The organism is Mesorhizobium sp. M6A.T.Cr.TU.017.01.1.1, from assembly GCF_004023115.1.
GTDB lineage: Bacteria > Pseudomonadota > Alphaproteobacteria > Rhizobiales > Rhizobiaceae > Mesorhizobium > Mesorhizobium mediterraneum.
Genome location: NZ_RZTA01000002.1, coordinates 114,408 through 130,586 on the forward strand (window position 1 = coordinate 114,408; position 16,179 = coordinate 130,586).

The window sequence follows — 16,179 nt, forward strand, 5'->3', positions numbered from 1 at the left end:
GGGGTATGCCGCCTTGAACGCGGCCAAAACATCGTTTTTCTTTTTCAGTGATTTCGATGAAGGTCGATTGGGATTTCGATGAAGGTCGATTGGCTCTAACCACGCCGCAGGCTGATCAACAGCACAAAGCCGACGCCGTTCTTCTTCAACGCCGGCGCTTCGATCGTCGAGCCGGCATCGGCGCGCATCGAGGGCACGGCCAGAACCGGCGCCGAAAGGACGGCCAGGATAAGCGCCGCCCGCGGCAGGAGTCGAAGGGTTTTCAGGGCGTTGGCGACGATGCGGTTCATGGCTTTTGCTTTTGTCTCTCGAGGTCTTTGTCGGTTCAGGGGCGAAAATGGTTCACGCAACCGAACTGGCAGGAATTGGCCTGGTCCAGGGAGCGGGCCGGACGGCCTGCCTCGGCGACGAGGATGGCGAACAACATTCCGAACAGGCTCAGCAGCAGGCAGACGATGGTGAAGCGGCGAGCGAGCATTGCGTGGTGTCTCCTTCAATACGCACGAAAATGCCCGAGCCCGACTGAACCGGCTCTGATGCCAGCGTTCATCTGCGGTTCAAATTCATTGACGAGTTGTTGAGTGCCCGCCGCCCACCGCGCCGTCGCCGGCCACGAGCGTCGCCGCAGTCTTGCTGCTGTCCCCGATCTTGCTGGTGATACGGACGAAGGACGCGCAAAAATTGCTGTTAAGTGCAGAAGGCGCGCGGCTCGCACGATCGATCCGTCCCAAACAGACGGCGAAAGCAAAACGGGGCCTTCGCGGCCCCGTTTTCAATTTGTGGCAGCGGAAACGATCAGAGCTTGTGCCAGGTCTGGCTCCTGCAGATCAGCCCGCCGAGCACGCAGCCGCTCATCTTGAGCGAGGCGCCTGAGACCGAGGCCTTGCCTGAATAGGTCTTGTCGGTTTCCGGGTCGGTTATGGTTCCCGTATATTTGTTGGCGCCGGACACCTTGAACGAACCGATGCGCTTGCCGGCAAACTTGCCTGATTTGAGCGTGATGGAAAATGCGCCGCCGCCGCCAGCAATGGCGGCAGTCGAACCGGCTTGCGTTTTCCAGTCGCCTTCGATCGGATCGGCCCAAGCCGTGCCGGCCATGATCAATGTGGCCGCAAGGGCCATGCTGATTTTGCGAAACATGTTTCCTCCCTGTGGGCTTCCGGTCGGATGTTCCGCCCGCCGGTCTGCCCTTTACGCAAACGTAAGCTAATCCACCTCCCGGCAAAACAAAAGCGGTGCCGCTGGGGAAGACTTCAGGATTTTCTGGCCGCCCGAGACGGTCTCGTCGGCGAAAAATGAAACGACGGGTATGCTGGCTTTGTCTCCCGTGGTTAGCGGAGTCTTGATTTGCGCCTCGCAAATTTTCGTCAAATTTAGCCCAAACCGGCGAAATTGCTGGCTTTGCATCCTTAACGAATTCCCGCGTTTACCTCTTGTTTTAGCTTTGTTTTCCTCAAATTAAGCACGCCACTTAACGACGGATTCAAGCCTCCGGTTCATTCTCGAAAGCATCGAAAGAGCGGCCGCCCCAAGGGTTATCAACAGAAACCAAGGGACAGAAGGAGGCAGCTCTCGGGAGCCTGACAGGGGCTAGAACAGGGGATTGAAATGGCACGTTTTGAAATGCCTGAAGCCGGCTTCGGCGCCATGGGGGCAACTGCCCAGGCCGACATTCTTTTCGAACTGGGCATGATGTATGCGACCGGCCGCGATTGCGAGACCGATGTCGTCGCCGCTCACAAATGGTTCAACATCGCTGCGATCAAGGGCTCGGTCCGTGCCGCGGAACTGCGCTCGGAATTATCGGCCGCCATGTCGAAGGTCGAGATCGCCAGGGCGCTGCGCGAAGCCCGCGAATGGATGACGATGCACTAAGTTGGCCCTGAGTTCATCGGGCCCTGAGTTCATCAGGCATTGAGATCACCGACAGGGACGCTTCAGGTCGAGGCCGCGCAAGACGGCCGGACCGGCAAGAACAAGGCCGCGCAAGACGGTCTCACCAACAATGACAAGAACGCGGCAGGCTGGATACGCCAAGCTGCGCGACGGACAGGGAAGGCGAGCGGTTTTCGGGCGCGGGAGCGTTCGGGGATGGTTCGATCGACGAAGCCGCGACCGGCCGGAACAAGGCCGGCGCGGCTTTTGCGTTTTCGGGACCATGATCCCAAAAAGTGGAAACCGGTTTTTGGAAAAAGATCATGGTCAAACAGAAACGTTGCAGGCCCAATCGAGTGCCGGCGATGCGCCTAGACAGGCTTGGCGAAGGGTGAAATTCTCCCGCCCACTCTGGAAGAGGCGCGGCCGGGGCGGCCGCGCGAGAGTGGAGGAATATCACCATGAAAAAGTTGGGTATTTTGAGCGCGGCCATAGTAGGCCTGATGATGAGTGCGCCGATTGCCTTCGCCGACGACATCACCTTTTCGGTGGTCGGACCGATGACCGGTCAGCTTGCCACCATCGGCGACCAGTTCAAGCAGGGCGCGCAAGCCGCCGCCGACGCGATCAACGCGGCCGGCGGTGTCGACGGCCGCCAGATCAAGCTCGACGTCCAGGATGACCAGTGTGATCCGAAACAGGCGGTTTCGGTCGCCAACCGCATCGTTGCCAACGGCGTCAAGTTCATCGATGGCCATGCCTGCTCGGGCTCGAGCATTCCGGCCTCGGCCGTCTACGCCGAAGCCGGCGCGCTGATGATGAGCCCGGCTTCGTCCAACCCGGTGCTGACCGACGCGGCGGCGAAAGCCGGCTGGCCGACGATCATGCGCCTCTATACGCGCGACGATGCCCAGGGCGCTTTCATCGGCCCGTGGATCGCCAAGAAATATGCCGGCAAGAACGTCGTCATCATGCACGACAAGAGCGCCTATGGGCAGGGCGTGGCCGATGCCGTCAAGGCAACGATGAACCAGAACGGTCTCAACGAGATACTCTACGAGGGCATCAACGCCGGTGAAAAGGACTACGCGGCGCTTGTCACCAAGCTGAAGGACCTGAAGGCTGACGTCATCTATTTCGGCGGCTATCACCCCGAAGCCGGCCTCATCCTGCGCCAGTCGGCGGAACAGAACCTGAAGTATCAGTTGATCATGCCGGACTCGATTGCCACGCCGGAATTCTGGCAGGTTGCCGGTCCGGCCGGCGAAGGCACCATGTTCGTCTTCCCGTCGGATCCGCAGGCGAAGCCCGAAGCCAAAGAGGCCGTCGAAAAGATCAAGGCGGGCGGCTTCGTGCCCGAGGGCTTCACGCTGTTCTCCTATGCCGTGATCCAGGCCTTTGCCGAGGGCATCAAGCGCGCCGGCAGCGACGACCCGGCCAAGGTTGCCGAGGCATTGAAGAACGGCGAGCCGATCAGCACCGTCGTCGGCTCGGTCACTTTTGACGAAAAGGGCGACCTCAAGAACGTCAGCTACGACATCAACCAGTGGCACGACGGCAAATACGCGCCGATCCAGCCGTAACAACTGGCATAGCCTGCGGTAAACGGAGATGGCCGGGTCTGACCCGGCCATTTTCATTTGGGCGGTGCGTTTGTGGCGCGTGTCGACGTCGCCTTATGGATGGGGAACAGCGGTCAGCCGTGGGCTTCCTCGGCAAAACGCACCAGCACCGTCCCGTCGGTGACCTGCGCCCCCTCGGCCGCGATTTCGGCGATTACCCCATCATGGGTAGCGGCGATGGTGTGCTCCATCTTCATCGCTTCCAGGATCAGCAGCGGCTGGCCCTTGATGACGACCTCGCCCTTGGCTGCACGCACCAGCTTGACCAGACCCGGCATCGGCGCCCGCAGGCTGTCTGAACCGGCGGCGATTTCGTCGGCCCTCGCCAGCGGATCCGGCACCGCGAAGCTGTAGCCGACAGCGCCTTCAAACACGGTGACGTGGCCTGGCCAGCGGGCGAGGCGAGGGGCACTGCGAAGATCGAGCGGATCGGCGCTGTTATCCAGTGCCACTTGGAAGCGCCCATCCGGCCGCAGTACCGACACAAGCGCGATGATCTCGTCCTCGCCGTAGCGCAGCCGTGTGCGCCGCGGAACAGTGTGGAAATGCGCATAGCCGGCAAGCGACGACCACGGGTCATCGGTCGACGCCTGAGCCCCGGCGCCGGACGCCGCAAACGCGGCGGCGGCGACGATCTCGCTGCTCGGCGGCGGCACTGCGGTCAGTGCTTGCTGATGCCTGCTGATCAGGCCGGTATCGACATCACCTGCTGAAAAATCCGGGTCAGCGGCAAGAGCCGCGAGAAAGGCGGTGTTGACGGTCGAGCCGGCGATCTCGGTCCGCGAAAGGGCTATGCCCAAGGCTTCGAGCGCCGCCTGCCTGTTCTTGCCGTGCACCACCAACTTGGCGATCATCGGGTCATAGAAGGGCGAGATGACATCGCCGGCCCGCACGCCGGTCTCGATCCGCATGCTGGCGCCGTCGGGCGCGGTATCCGGAAATTTCAGGTGATGCAGCGTGCCCGTGGCCGGCAAAAAACCCTTTGCCGCGTCCTCGGCATAGATGCGCGCCTCGAAGGCGTGACCGGAGAGCGCAATCTCGCTCTGCGTCTTCGGCAGCTTTTCGCCGGAGGCCACCCGCAACTGCCACTCGACTAGGTCGATGCCGGTGACCATTTCGGTGACGGGGTGCTCGACCTGCAGGCGGGTGTTCATTTCCATGAACCAGAAGCGGTCGGCCTTCAGCCCTTGCGAGGCATCGGCGATGAACTCGATCGTGCCGGCGCCGGAATAGTTGATCGCCTTGGCGGCCTTCACCGCCGCCTCCGTCATCGCCTTGCGCAATGCCGGTGTCATGCCGGGGGCGGGGGCTTCCTCGATCACCTTCTGGTGGCGGCGCTGCGCCGAGCAGTCGCGCTCGTAGAGATGCACGACATTGGCGAAGATGTCGCCGAACACCTGGACCTCGATGTGGCGCGGCTTCTCGACATATTTCTCGACCAGCACGCGGTCGTCGCCGAAAGCGGCCTTGGCCTCGCGCCGCGCACCCGACAACGCCTCGGAAAAGTCGTCGGGATGTTCCACGCGCCGCATGCCCTTGCCGCCGCCACCGGCGCGCGCCTTGATCAGAACGGGATAGCCGATCTCGCGTGCCTTGGAGGCGAGCAGCACGATCTCCTGCGCCTCGCCGTGATAGCCGGGCACCACCGGCACCCCGGCCTTCTCCATCAGCCGCTTGGCCGCGTCCTTCAGCCCCATGGCGCGGATCGAGGCGGCCGACGGGCCGATGAAGACGAGCCCGGCCGCCGTCACCTGGTCGACGAAATCAGGGTTTTCCGACAGAAAACCGTAGCCGGGATGGATGGCTTCCGCGCCGGTGGCCAAAGCCGCCGCGACAATCTTGTCGCCGCGCAGATAACTTTCGCCGACAGGCGAGGGACCGATATGCACAGCTTCGTCGGCCATCTCGACATGCAGGGCCCCGGCGTCGGCGTCGGAATAGACGGCAACGCTACGCACGCCCAACTTGCGTGCCGTGCGGATCACCCGGCAGGCGATCTCGCCGCGGTTGGCGATCAGGATTTTGGCGAACATGGGACCTCCAAAGCCAGAGCTTGCCGCCAACGGCGCGAATGCTCCTTCACGCGAGCTGTGGCAACACCCTGCTTTGCAGTCCGGCCATTGTCAAAGTATCGGTAAGTGAGGACCGCTTACTTGGAGGCTGCGACCTCGCACCCCCCGCCTGTCGTGACCTTATAACTGTTGCGGGTGGCCTGACAGGATTTCAATGCCAGCTCTTCGGCAGCTTTCTGTGATGGTGCATTCAAGCGCGAGCCGCAGATGATGTACAACGAAGTCACCCGCATGTATGGGGTGGTCGCATAGGCTGAATGGCCGCTGGCCGCTACATAAGCGTTGTAAGCCTTGGTGCACGGATCCTTCGCGTTCCGCGGCAAAAACGGGTGGAAACGGGTGTCGCCTTTGCTTCCCGCCAACGATTCCGCCGCTCCGATGCCAGGTGCCGTGAGTATAAGAAATCCTGCAAGTATCGATGTAATTGTTCTCTGGACGTATCTCGGTTTCATTTTTCCCCCTTGGAATGAACTGAGGCAACAGGCATTGCTACTTGGAGGCGGCGATGCTGCAGACTCCCGCTGTCGTGACCTTGTATTGCTTCCGGGCGGATTGACAGTCTTTCAGCGCCAGCGTCTCTGCAGCCTTTTGCGACGATGCAGCACGCGCGCAAACCACGAACTCTGTGGCCCAATTAAAGGGGGTCGACGCATAGGCGGAATGGCTGCCGGTCGCCACATAGGTCTTGTATGCCTTCTGACAGCCACCCGTAGAGCCCGGCGCGAAATACACAGGGTAGCGGCTGTCGCCTTTGCTTCCCGCCAGCGATTCTGCCGCACTAGCGTCAGGTGCCGCTAACATAAGCAATCCTGCAAGTACAGACATAGTTGTTTTCTGAAAAAGCGGCAGTCTCATCTTCGCCCAATCCCCATTGGTATTTGCAATGAGCAATAGCCGCGATTCTTTCATCTGGCCAGATCGGTGAATGAAAATAAATCTGAAAACTATGGATGGATTTTCTTACCTGTGCCGGTCACGCTCCGCCAAGCATTAACGCCTGCTCGTATAGTTCCGCCGTTTGCTGGTCGAAGCAGCAGAAGATGACGGTTTCCGGGATCGCGTTTTGGCCGATGAAGGCACGCACGGTGCCAACGGCGATCTGCGTCGCCTGGTCCTTTGGATATCGGTATACACCGGTCGAGATCGCCGGAAATGCCACCGTCCGGCAACCCTTGGCGGCGGCAAGTTCGAGCGACCGGCGATAGCAGGAGGCCAACAACTCGGCTTCGCCTTTGCCGCCGCCTTGCCAGACCGGACCAACCGTGTGGATGATAAAGCGTGCCGGCAGCCTGTAGCCCTTGGTGAGTTTCGCATCACCGACCTTGCAGCCATTGAGTGTTCGGCATTCGCCCAGAAGTTCAGGTCCGGCTGCCCGGTGAATGGCGCCATCAACGCCACCGCCGCCCAGAAGCGACGTATTGGCGGCATTGACGATGGCATCGACCGCCAGCTTCGTGATGTCGCCGATATGAACGCGAATTCTGTGGTCGATCTCGCTCATCTCACATCCTGAAGACGCCGAACTTTGTCTCCTCGATCCCGGCGTTCAGCGCGGCTGAAAGGCTGAGCGCCAGCACCTCGCGCGTCTTGGCCGGATCGATGATGCCGTCGTCCCACAGCCGGGCGGAAGAATAGAGCGGATGACCTTCATGCTCGTATTTCATCAGGATCGGCTTCTTGAATTTTGCCTCTTCCTCCGCGCTCCATTCGCCACCCTTGCGCTCGATGCCCTCGCGCTTGACGACCGCAAGCACGGTTGCCGCTTGCTCGCCGCCCATCACCGAAATGCGGGCATTAGGCCACATCCAAAGAAACCGCGGCGAATAGGCGCGCCCGCACATGCCGTAATTGCCGGCGCCGAACGAGCCGCCGATGATCATGGTCACCTTCGGCACGCGCGCGGTGGCGACGGCCATCACCAGCTTGGCGCCGTCCTTGGCGATGCCGCCGGCCTCGTATTTTCGCCCCACCATGAAACCAGTGATGTTCTGCAGGAAGATCAGCGGGATCTTGCGCTGGCAGCACAGCTCGATGAAATGCGCACCCTTCAGCGCGCTTTCGGAGAACAGCACGCCGTTGTTGGCGATGATGCCGACCGGCATGCCGTTGAGATGGGCAAAGCCAGTGACCAGCGTGGTGCCGTAATTCTGCTTGAACTCGTCGAACTCGGAGCCGTCGACGATGCGCGCGATCACTTCGCGCACGTCATAAGGCTGGCGCAGATCCGTCGGCACGATGCCGTAGAGCTCATCGGCTGCATGAAGCGGCGGAATCGGATCGCGAAGTGCCAGCCCGATCTCCTTCTTTCGATTCAGGTTCTTGACGATGCGGCGTGCGATCGCCAGCGCATGCTCGTCGTCCAGCGCATAGTGGTCGGCAACGCCGGAAAGCCGCGTGTGCACATCGGCGCCACCCAACTCCTCCGCGCTGACATCCTCGCCGGTGGCGGCCTTCACCAGCGGCGGGCCGCCGAGGAAGATGGTCGCCTGGTTGCGCACCATGATCGTCTCGTCCGACATCGCCGGCACATAGGCGCCGCCCGCCGTGCACGAACCCATGACGCAGGCGATCTGCGGTATGCCTGAAGCCGACATGTTGGCCTGATTGTAGAAGATGCGGCCGAAATGGTCGCGGTCGGGGAACACCTCGTCCTGGTTGGGCAGATTGGCGCCGCCGCTGTCGACCAGATAGACGCAAGGCAGTTTGTTTTGGAGCGCGATCTCCTGCGCGCGCAGATGCTTCTTCACCGTCAGCGGATAATAGGTGCCGCCCTTCACCGTGGCGTCGTTGACGACGACCATGACTTCGGTGCCTTCGACACGGCCGATGCCGGCGATGAGGCCGGCCGATGAGATGTCTTCGCCATACATCGACCACGCCGCGAACTGGCCGATCTCGAGAAATGGCGAGCCGGTGTCGAGCAATTGCGATAGGCGCTCGCGCGGCAAAAGCTTGCCGCGGCTCTGGTGCCGTTCGCGCGCTTCGTCCGAGCCGCCACGCTCGACGGTTGCCGCCTTTTCCGCAATGTCAACGACCAGCGCCCGCATGCGCTCGGCATTGGCGCGGAAGGTGTCGGAGGCGGGCGAGATCTGCGAGGTGAGGGTGGTCATGGCGTTACCGGATCAGTTCGATCTTGCAGCCGATATCCAGGTCGCCCCAGTCGCGATCGGCGGTGACGGCAATGGCATTCTCGCAAATTGCCAGTGCGAGGCAGGCCCGGTCGCCCAACGACAAGCCGCGATGTCGCGTCAGCTCGCGAAGCTGCCCGGCTGCGATGCCCATCGCTTCGTCGAAGACGGCGACCGGCATGCCGAGGCTGGCGAGGTCGTCCGCGGCCTCCTCCATGCTGCGTCCTCTGTCGATCAGCTTGGCGATGATTTCGGCCGCATTTACGGAACTGCATTGTGCGTCCGGCGCGAAACCCAAGGCGATATCGGTGCCTTTCTCGTTGAGCAGGATCGCAAGCGCCGCGGAGCTGTCCATGACGTAGGGTTTCACTTCGCTCCCTTCCTCGCCGTTCCTTCGGCATGAAGCCGGTCCAAACGCTCATCGCTTCGGCGCTGTTCTTCGCGCCGCTCCTTGAGAAATTCGTCGACGACGCTTTCGCCCGGCTTTTTCAAAGCCGACAATTCCGCCTGGACGCGCCGCAGATTTTGGAGCCACGACCTTACCCGCAACTCGCCGTTCTCGACATGAAGGATCAAGTCCTCACCAGGCTTCACGCCCATTTCCTCGCGCATCGCTGCCGGGATAACGAAGCGTCCGCCTTCGCCAAGTTTCACGCGCTCGCGTTTCGCTGGAACCCGGAGCGGAGCCTTCCGAGATCCGGCCTCGAATTGCGTTTGCGGATTTTCGTCAAACCCAGCTTTTCTCGTTCCGCTCGCCATTGTCGCCTCGTTCCAGAAACGTGCCATATTTCGAATATATGGCATGTTGTACTATAAATGGCAATTTTCAAGATAGTGCCACTATATTCCCTCTGCCATGATTTCCCGCCCGATCAGCCAGCGGCGGATTTCGCTGGTGCCGGCGCCGATCTCGTAGAGCTTGGCGTCGCGCAAAAGCCGGCCGGTCGGATAGTCGTTGATGTAGCCATTGCCGCCCAGTAGCTGGATGGCGTCGAGCGCCATCTGCGTCGCCTTCTCGGCTGCGAACAGCACGCAAGCGGCGGAGTCCTTGCGGCTCGTCTTGCCGCGGTCGCAGGCGGCGGCGACGGCATAGACGTAGGCGCGTGCGGCGTTCATCACCGTATACATGTCGGCGAGCTTGCCCTGCACCAGTTGGAACTCGCCGATCGGCTGCCCGAACTGTTTGCGTTCGTGCACATAGGGGACCGCCACATCGAGGCACGCCGCCATCAGCCCGATCGGACCGCCGGCGAGCACGGTGCGCTCGTAATCGAGGCCCGACATCAGCACTTCGACGCCGCGCCCTTCCTCATGCAGCACATTGTCGAACGGCACCTCGACATCCGAAAAAACCAGTTCGCCGGTGTTCGAGCCGCGCATGCCGAGCTTGTCGAGCTTTTGCGCCACGGAAAAGCCGGCCATCGACTTTTCGACGATGAAGGCGGTAATCCCGCGCGAACTGAGTTCCGGATCGGTCTTGGCATAGACGACCAATGTCTCGGCATCCGGGCCGTTGGTGATCCACATCTTGGTGCCGTTGAGCACGTAGCGGTCGTTGCGCTTTTCGGCGCGCAGCTTGAGCGACACGACGTCGGAGCCGGCGCCGGATTCCGACATTGCCAGCGCGCCGACCTTTTCGCCGCTGCACAGCGTAGGCAGATATTTTTCCTTCTGTGCCGGCGTCGCCCAACGATTGATCTGGTTGACGCAGAGGTTGGAATGGGCGCCGTAGGAGAGGCCGACCGAGGCCGAGGCACGCGAAATCTCCTCCATTGCGACCACATGGGCGAGATAGCCCATGCCGGTGCCGCCGAAATCCGGATCGGCGGTGATGCCGAGCAGGCCGAGCCCACCGAATTCGCGCCACAGATGCGCCGGAAACTCATTCGAGCGGTCGATCTCGGCGGCGATCGGCGCGATCTTTTCCTGGGCGAAGCGCCGCACCAGATCGCGCAGCGCCTCGATGTCTTCGTCAAGTCCGAAGTTGAGTGTGTGCGTGTACATGCCGTTCCTCCCGGCGCATGGCCCCGAAATCGAATTCGATTCCGATTTCGGGAGGGACCATGCGCAAAATCAAAGTGCTACAGCGTCCTTGCGCGTTCGAAGGCGCGCACGGCGCCGTAGGTCGTAGTCGCGCCATGGGCTGCCCCAACCAGGCGCATCGTCATTGAAAGATATGTGGCGGTTACCTCCGAGATCGATAGCCGCTCGCCTGGCCGGAACCAGACGATGACGCCGGTCATCATCTGGATCAGAGCCATGGCCGTCAGCCCGGTGTCTTCGACGCTGAAGACGCCAGCTTCTGCGCCGTCGCGCAGAATGGCGCGCAGTTCCTTTTCATAGGCCGTGCGCATGCGCAGGACCTGCGTCAGGCGGTCATGCGACAGGCTGCGCAATTCCATGTTCGAGACATGGGTGGAGTGGCGCCGCTCGATGTGGAAGGCGATGTGGTTTTCGACATAGGCGGCAAGCCGCGTCGCCGGATCGGCCACGGCCGGGCGCGCCGCGTCCCACGCCTCGATCAGCCCTTCCATGTGCTCGCGCATCAGCGTGAACAAGAGGTCTTCCTTGGTCGGGAAATAGCGGTAGAGCGCGGCCGCCTGCACGCCGACCTCGGCGGCCAGCTGGCGCATCGACATCGCCTCGTAGCCAAGACGCGCGATCAGGCTGACCGCCGCCTCGCGGACCGCTGCTTCGGTCTTTTCCCCGTCGGAACCGGTCGTGCGCGCCATGGTCACCTCATCGAGAGGTGCAATAATAAAACGAACGTTCAATTAATTCAAGATCTGAATGCATTGCAGGATAGGGATCGTGTTTTTTTGAATGGTTGACTAAGTCAAATAATATGGTGATGATCTGGGTGTAGAATTTCCTGAGAGGGAGCCCGACATGCCGGATGTGCGGAATGCGATGGTCACCGAAATCCGCCATTTCAACCGGTTTTACACCAGCTTGATCGGGCTGCTCGACGAGACCTTGATGCAGAGTACCTACACGCTAACCGAGGCGCGGGTGCTGTTCGAGCTGGGTCACCGGGCGGGCGTCGGCGCTGCCAACCCGAGCGGCGAGGCAGGGTTTTTTGCGCAGGCATTCCATCTCGATCTTGGGCCGGCGGCGTCCTCGATTGCCGGCGAACTCCGGCTGGACCCGGCCTATGTCACGCGGATCCTCAGAAAATTCGCCGCCATGGGCCTGACCGAACTGCGTGCCGACCCGGGCGACCGGCGTCGGCGCATCCTGTCGCTGTCCGCGAGGGGAAACTCGGAGCTGGCCACGCTTCAGTCGGCGGCGGATCGCGATCTCACCCGGCTGACGGCTGGCCTGGCCGACAACGAAGCCGCCGAGCTTGCGGACGCCTTGAAGCGGGTCATGTGCCTGCTCGGTGACGGGGGGAAATAGCGGCAGGCCGAAACGACGACTTTGCGATCCTCAGTTCCCCCGAGCCGCCGCCAGCGCACCGGGCAGCTCCTCGGCAAAGATGTCGAGCTCGTGGTCGAGGCCGACGCTGACCCGGATGCAGCGGTCGAGCACCGGCACCATCGGCTTGCGGATGAACACGTCACGCGACAGCAGCGCCTGCAGCACACTTAGCGCGAAGGCGCCGTCGCCGCCGCAGTCTATGGTGACGAAATTTGTTGCCGAAGGCAGCGGCTTCAGCCCGTTCGCTTCGGCTATCTCTGCGATGCGCCGGCGGCCGGCAGCGACCCGCGCCACCACACTCTCCAGATAGTCTTGATCGGCAAGCGCCTCGACGCCGGCGATCTGCGCCATGCGGCTGACGCCGTAATGGTTGCGGATCTTCTCGAAATCGCGGATCACCTGGGCGTCCGCCACCGCATAGCCGCAGCGTATGCCGGCCAATCCGTAGGCCTTCGAGAAGGTACGCATGCGGATGACGTTCGGCCTGGAGATATCGATCGACGGCAGCGCCGAGGCCGGGCCCATCTCGCCATAGGCCTCGTCGAGCACCAGCATGGTGGTTTCTGGCAGGGCTTCGATGAAGCGGACGAGCTCGGCCGCCTCCCACCAGCTTCCCATCGGATTGTCTGGGTTGGACAAATAGACCAGCGGCGCGTTTTCCTTGGCGACCGTAGCCAATAGGCCGTCCAGGCTTTCCCGGTCGTTCTCGTAGGGAACCGCGACCAGCCGGCCACCGACGCCGGCAATATGGAAGTTGAAGGTCGGATAGGCGCCGAGCGAGGTGACCACCGCATCGCCGGGCGCCACATACATGCGCGCCACGAGGCTGAGCAAACCGTCTATGCCTTCGCCGACAACCACGTTTTCGGCGCTGACGCCGAGATGCGCGGCGACGGCCACCTTCAAATCGTGATTGTCGGGGTCGCAATACATCCACATGTCGCGGGCGACACCGGCCATGCGGGCGATGACGCGCGGCGACGGCCCGAAACTGCTCTCATTGGCGCCGATGCGGGCGCGAAACGCGCGGCCGCGGTCCCGCTCCTGCGCCTCCGGGCCGACAAACGGCACCGTCGAAGGAAGCGCGCTGATGATTGGCGTGAGGGGAGGGCGCTGGCGCATGGCAAAGGCTCGTTCCAAAGGGGCTTCTTGCTAGCGCGGCACAGTTGGCCGCGCAAGCTCCCCTTGGCTGCAACCAGCATGCTGGATTTTCCCCGCTCGTTTTGCTAGCGAGATATCATGAACAATCGACTCCCGCCTGCCTGGTCCAAGCACCTCAAGCCCGGCCCCGCGCCAAAAGCGAAGGCGCCGATACTGACGCCGATAGTGAATCAAGGAAACGCTCAATCGCGTGCGCAGGCCGACGACGCGCTGCTGAAACAGGCATATATCCATCAGCAGGCAAAGCGCCTCGACGAGGCTCAGGATCTATGCCTTCGCGTTCTGGCGCGCACACCAAACCATCCGCTCGCGTTGTACATCTTGGGGACCTTATATCTGGGTTATGATAATGAGATGGCCTTGCGATATTTCGCACGGGCGGTCGGCGAGGAACCTAAAAACGCCTATTACCACCTCAGCCTGGGCGAGGCCTATGTGAAGGTCAGCGAATATTCGCCAGCAATCAAGCATATGCAGTACGCCTTGAAACTGCAGCCGGACCTTATCGAGGCACTTTGTGCACTGGGGCGCGCTTACATAGCGTTTGACAAACCAGACATGGCATTGCCGCTCTACGAGAAGGCGCTGAAAATCAACCGCGACCATCCCAAGGTTCGAGCGGGTCTGGCCAGCGCGCTTAGCGGCCTGGGGCGCATGGATGAAGCCGCCGTCTACCTGAAAGAAGCGATCGAACGTCGCATTGAGGTGCCGAGCGCCTACAACGACCTTGTACAGACGCGAAAGTTCACCGAAGAGCCTGAGGAACTCCAATTCATCCTTCGTGAACTCGCCAGCCCGAAGCTCCATCCAGCCGGCGCGCTGCAACTCCATTATGCCGCCGGCAAGGTGCTGAACGACCTCAAGCGCTATAGTGAGGCATTCGACCATTTCAACAAGGCGAAACAGGCCTCCGGCTACGAGTTCGATATCGACTTGTATCGTCGCTGGGTCGACTCGATGATTGAAATCTTCACGCCGGACTTTTTAGCTACCAGGGCCGGCTATGGAAATCCTTCCGAAGTGCCTGTGTTCGTGGTTGGCATGCCCCGCTCGGGGACGACGCTGACGGAGCAGATCTGCGCCAGCCATCCAGTTGTTCATGGTGCAGGGGAGCTTAGCAAATTAAGGCGGGTCGCGAATGCAATCGGCCTCAAAACCTCAGCGGCTGGGAATTTGAACCAGCCAATCATGTCGATCACGGAAGACCTGTCCAGAACCTTGGCCGAAGAGCACCTGTCCTATTTGCGGGAGCGGGCGCCTGCCGCGCTTCGCGTCGTCGATAAGGAGCCGCACAATTTTGAACTGATCGGCCTTATCGGCCTTCTCTTTCCCAACGCGCGCATCATTCATTGCCGTCGTGACGCCATCGACAATTGCGTCTCTTGCTTTGTCCTCAACTTCAGCGAGGGACACAGCTACAATACCGACCTGAAAACACTAGGCCTGTATTATCGCGAATATGACCGCCTGATGCGGCATTGGAACGAGGTTTTTCCCGGCCTCATCTTCGAAAATCGCTACGAAACACTGGTTGAGGACCAGGAGGCGCAGTCGCGCCGCCTCATAGATTATCTCGGGCTGCCTTGGGATGACGCCTGCCTGCGCTTTTTCGACAGGGATGGTTCGGTCAACACGCCCAGTCGCTGGCAGGTTCGGCAACCGATTTACAAATCGTCCGTCAAGCGCTGGAAGAATTATGAAAACGAAATTCAGCCGCTGATACAGTCGCTGGGCGATCTTGCAGAGATTTGACTTGAGGTAGGCGGTCCGCGTTGGGGGGGGCACGAGACTCTGGATCGCATAGGTTCGCTACCAACCGACCTTCAGCCGCCAAGCGCTGCTGCGGTGCAGAATCTTTCGAGACGCTGGAGGGACAGCGCGCCCCTCTGGCCTGCCGGACAGAGGGGGCGCGAAGGATCGCCAGCCTTTGAGTTAACCTGTTTCCAAGTGAGGACCGCATGCATCCCAGGGGCTGCGCTCCCGCTTTGCGTTCGCTCCGCCCTGGGACGACGAAGGCATGGTGGCTTTTGGCCAATCGCCAGTGTTGGAGATTGGCGGCTGCAGGCCGATCTAACAGAGAACGATCCATGGCCGGTATCAGCGGCGCATGCATACGCAATTTGACAGCCAGGCCGATACGAAAAAACCCGGCGGTTGCCCGCCGGGTTCGAGTTCAGTCAGACGATGCTGATTAGAACGAGCGCTGGAAGCGGAGCTGGCCGCCAAAGCTGTCCTCGTCGTCCGCACCGGTCCAGTTGGAGAAGCCGGCCTCGCCGAACTCTCCGGCGTGCAAGTAGGAGGCTTCCGCCGTGATCGTCAGGCCGGGGACGATGTCATAGGCGATGTTCGCCACGACGCCGAGGTTTTCGCCCTCGTCATACGAGATCTGGGTGTTGAACGAGGTCTTCTCGTTGATGGTGTAGGTGCCACCACCCCAGACTGCCCAATTGCCGCTCCACAGCTTGTACATGCCGCGGCCGCCGGCGGGGAATCTCCAGTCCGGATCCGTGAGGTTGTCGTCCGTGCCGTAGCCGGCCATGATAAACAGCGACAGGTTCTCCATCGGCGTGATGTCGAGGCGAACCTTGCCGGCCACCTCTTCGTAGGCGCTGTCGTAAGCAACGACGCCGGTGATCGCGCCCCAGCCCTGCGTCCACTTCACGCCGCCGACGACATGCGGAACGTAGCTGTCGATCGTGAAGGGGCCGTAGCCTTCTTCGAGCGAGACGACGGCGGAGAAGCCGTTGCCGGCGTCGAAGTAGTACTGGACGACGTTGGTGTCGAAGCCGCCATAGGGAACCAGCGTATCGTTCATGACGTTGCCGGCGTAGCCGATGAACGTATCGAAGGCCGATTCGTCCTTACCGACGCGCAGACCACCGAGCTGGATCCAGGCGAAGT

17 protein-coding genes are annotated in these 16,179 nt (G+C 61.4%); 4 read left to right on the top strand and 13 right to left on the bottom strand.

Annotation, left to right across the window (positions count from 1 at the left end; all coding sequences use genetic code 11):
- Positions 1–95 precede the first annotated feature (95 nt).
- From EOB36_RS01275 to EOB36_RS01280, 3 genes are all read right to left on the bottom strand, one after another.
- Entirely contained in the window at positions 96–290 is a 195-nt protein-coding gene (locus tag EOB36_RS01275) for a hypothetical protein (protein WP_095486571.1), read from the bottom strand.
- 35 nt (positions 291–325) lie between these two features.
- Positions 326–478: a hypothetical protein gene (locus EOB36_RS34260; protein WP_164546997.1), complete on the bottom strand. Its 153-nt coding sequence runs from the start codon at positions 476–478 to the stop codon at positions 326–328.
- 317 nt (positions 479–795) lie between these two features.
- The gene (locus tag EOB36_RS01280; protein WP_128284102.1) at positions 796–1,140 is read right to left on the bottom strand and encodes a DUF2147 domain-containing protein; all 345 of its coding nucleotides are present in this window, start codon (positions 1,138–1,140) and stop codon (positions 796–798) included.
- A 468-nt stretch (positions 1,141–1,608) separates the two neighbouring features.
- On the opposite strand from EOB36_RS01280, the gene EOB36_RS01285 reads away from it, so the two are divergent.
- Together EOB36_RS01285 and EOB36_RS01290 are read left to right on the top strand one after the other, a co-directional pair.
- Positions 1,609–1,875 carry a sel1 repeat family protein gene (locus tag EOB36_RS01285; RefSeq protein WP_027152750.1) on the top strand — a complete coding sequence of 89 codons (267 nt, stop codon included), beginning with the start codon at positions 1,609–1,611 and terminating at the stop codon, positions 1,873–1,875.
- A gap of 461 nt (positions 1,876–2,336) precedes the next feature.
- On the top strand, positions 2,337–3,458 hold the full coding sequence (locus EOB36_RS01290; RefSeq protein WP_095486574.1) for an ABC transporter substrate-binding protein: 1,122 nt from the start codon (positions 2,337–2,339) through the stop codon (positions 3,456–3,458).
- A 113-nt stretch (positions 3,459–3,571) separates the two neighbouring features.
- On the opposite strand, the gene EOB36_RS01295 is transcribed toward EOB36_RS01290, so the two are convergent.
- The 8 genes from EOB36_RS01295 to EOB36_RS01335 all read right to left on the bottom strand — a co-directional run bounded on the left by EOB36_RS01295 (position 3,572) and on the right by EOB36_RS01335 (position 11,429).
- Positions 3,572–5,530 (bottom strand): acetyl/propionyl/methylcrotonyl-CoA carboxylase subunit alpha, encoded by a 1,959-nt coding sequence (locus EOB36_RS01295; protein WP_128284103.1) that lies wholly within the window; start codon positions 5,528–5,530, stop codon positions 3,572–3,574.
- Between the two features lie 528 nt (positions 5,531–6,058).
- Complete coding sequence (locus EOB36_RS01305) at positions 6,059–6,478, bottom strand: hypothetical protein (protein ID WP_245467545.1); 420 nt, start codon at positions 6,476–6,478, stop codon at positions 6,059–6,061.
- A gap of 64 nt (positions 6,479–6,542) precedes the next feature.
- Positions 6,543–7,070: an O-acetyl-ADP-ribose deacetylase gene (locus EOB36_RS01310; RefSeq protein WP_128284104.1), complete on the bottom strand. Its 528-nt coding sequence runs from the start codon at positions 7,068–7,070 to the stop codon at positions 6,543–6,545.
- A 1-nt stretch (position 7,071) separates the two neighbouring features.
- Entirely contained in the window at positions 7,072–8,679 is a 1,608-nt protein-coding gene (locus tag EOB36_RS01315) for a carboxyl transferase domain-containing protein (RefSeq protein ID WP_128284105.1), read from the bottom strand.
- Positions 8,680–8,683: 4 nt separating this feature from the next.
- Positions 8,684–9,067 (bottom strand): type II toxin-antitoxin system VapC family toxin, encoded by a 384-nt coding sequence (locus EOB36_RS01320; RefSeq protein WP_095486578.1) that lies wholly within the window; start codon positions 9,065–9,067, stop codon positions 8,684–8,686.
- On the bottom strand, positions 9,064–9,351 hold the full coding sequence (locus EOB36_RS01325; RefSeq protein WP_245329935.1) for an AbrB/MazE/SpoVT family DNA-binding domain-containing protein: 288 nt from the start codon (positions 9,349–9,351) through the stop codon (positions 9,064–9,066). Before EOB36_RS01325 ends, EOB36_RS01320 begins: the two co-directional genes overlap by 4 nt.
- Before the next feature lie 186 nt (positions 9,352–9,537).
- Positions 9,538–10,701 carry an isovaleryl-CoA dehydrogenase gene (locus tag EOB36_RS01330; protein WP_128284106.1) on the bottom strand — a complete coding sequence of 388 codons (1,164 nt, stop codon included), beginning with the start codon at positions 10,699–10,701 and terminating at the stop codon, positions 9,538–9,540.
- A gap of 77 nt (positions 10,702–10,778) precedes the next feature.
- Positions 10,779–11,429 (bottom strand): TetR/AcrR family transcriptional regulator, encoded by a 651-nt coding sequence (locus tag EOB36_RS01335; protein ID WP_128284107.1) that lies wholly within the window; start codon positions 11,427–11,429, stop codon positions 10,779–10,781.
- A 178-nt stretch (positions 11,430–11,607) separates the two neighbouring features.
- On the opposite strand from EOB36_RS01335, the gene EOB36_RS01340 reads away from it, so the two are divergent.
- Positions 11,608–12,096 carry a MarR family winged helix-turn-helix transcriptional regulator gene (locus EOB36_RS01340; protein ID WP_245467546.1) on the top strand — a complete coding sequence of 163 codons (489 nt, stop codon included), beginning with the start codon at positions 11,608–11,610 and terminating at the stop codon, positions 12,094–12,096.
- Between the two features lie 30 nt (positions 12,097–12,126).
- Here the strand turns inward: EOB36_RS01340 and EOB36_RS01345 are convergent, their stop codons facing one another.
- On the bottom strand, positions 12,127–13,239 hold the full coding sequence (locus EOB36_RS01345) for a pyridoxal phosphate-dependent aminotransferase (protein WP_095486582.1): 1,113 nt from the start codon (positions 13,237–13,239) through the stop codon (positions 12,127–12,129).
- Positions 13,240–13,356: 117 nt separating this feature from the next.
- Between EOB36_RS01345 and EOB36_RS01350 the strand changes: the two genes are divergently transcribed.
- The gene (locus tag EOB36_RS01350) at positions 13,357–15,030 is read left to right on the top strand and encodes a tetratricopeptide repeat-containing sulfotransferase family protein (RefSeq protein WP_127205180.1); all 1,674 of its coding nucleotides are present in this window, start codon (positions 13,357–13,359) and stop codon (positions 15,028–15,030) included.
- Positions 15,031–15,469: 439 nt separating this feature from the next.
- On the opposite strand, the gene EOB36_RS01355 is transcribed toward EOB36_RS01350, so the two are convergent.
- Positions 15,470–16,179, bottom strand: a 710-nt coding sequence (locus EOB36_RS01355; RefSeq protein ID WP_164759166.1) for a porin, incomplete at its 5' end; no start/stop codon positions are given.

Excerpts from the sequence above, each read along its gene's own strand:
- EOB36_RS01275 (WP_095486571.1), bottom strand. The coding sequence starts at position 290 with ATGAACCGCATCGTCGCCAACGCCCTGAAAACCCTTCGACTCCTGCCG.
- EOB36_RS34260 (WP_164546997.1), bottom strand. The coding sequence starts at position 478 with ATGCTCGCTCGCCGCTTCACCATCGTCTGCCTGCTGCTGAGCCTGTTC.
- EOB36_RS01280 (WP_128284102.1), bottom strand. The coding sequence starts at position 1,140 with ATGTTTCGCAAAATCAGCATGGCCCTTGCGGCCACATTGATCATGGCC.
- EOB36_RS01285 (WP_027152750.1), top strand. The coding sequence starts at position 1,609 with ATGGCACGTTTTGAAATGCCTGAAGCCGGCTTCGGCGCCATGGGGGCA.
- EOB36_RS01290 (WP_095486574.1), top strand. The coding sequence starts at position 2,337 with ATGAAAAAGTTGGGTATTTTGAGCGCGGCCATAGTAGGCCTGATGATG.
- EOB36_RS01295 (WP_128284103.1), bottom strand. The coding sequence starts at position 5,530 with ATGTTCGCCAAAATCCTGATCGCCAACCGCGGCGAGATCGCCTGCCGG.
- EOB36_RS01305 (WP_245467545.1), bottom strand. The coding sequence starts at position 6,478 with ATGAAAGAATCGCGGCTATTGCTCATTGCAAATACCAATGGGGATTGG.
- EOB36_RS01310 (WP_128284104.1), bottom strand. The coding sequence starts at position 7,070 with ATGAGCGAGATCGACCACAGAATTCGCGTTCATATCGGCGACATCACG.
- EOB36_RS01315 (WP_128284105.1), bottom strand. The coding sequence starts at position 8,679 with ATGACCACCCTCACCTCGCAGATCTCGCCCGCCTCCGACACCTTCCGC.
- EOB36_RS01330 (WP_128284106.1), bottom strand. The coding sequence starts at position 10,701 with ATGTACACGCACACACTCAACTTCGGACTTGACGAAGACATCGAGGCG.
- EOB36_RS01335 (WP_128284107.1), bottom strand. The coding sequence starts at position 11,429 with ATGGCGCGCACGACCGGTTCCGACGGGGAAAAGACCGAAGCAGCGGTC.
- EOB36_RS01340 (WP_245467546.1), top strand. The coding sequence starts at position 11,608 with ATGGTCACCGAAATCCGCCATTTCAACCGGTTTTACACCAGCTTGATC.
- EOB36_RS01345 (WP_095486582.1), bottom strand. The coding sequence starts at position 13,239 with ATGCGCCAGCGCCCTCCCCTCACGCCAATCATCAGCGCGCTTCCTTCG.
- EOB36_RS01350 (WP_127205180.1), top strand. The coding sequence starts at position 13,357 with ATGAACAATCGACTCCCGCCTGCCTGGTCCAAGCACCTCAAGCCCGGC.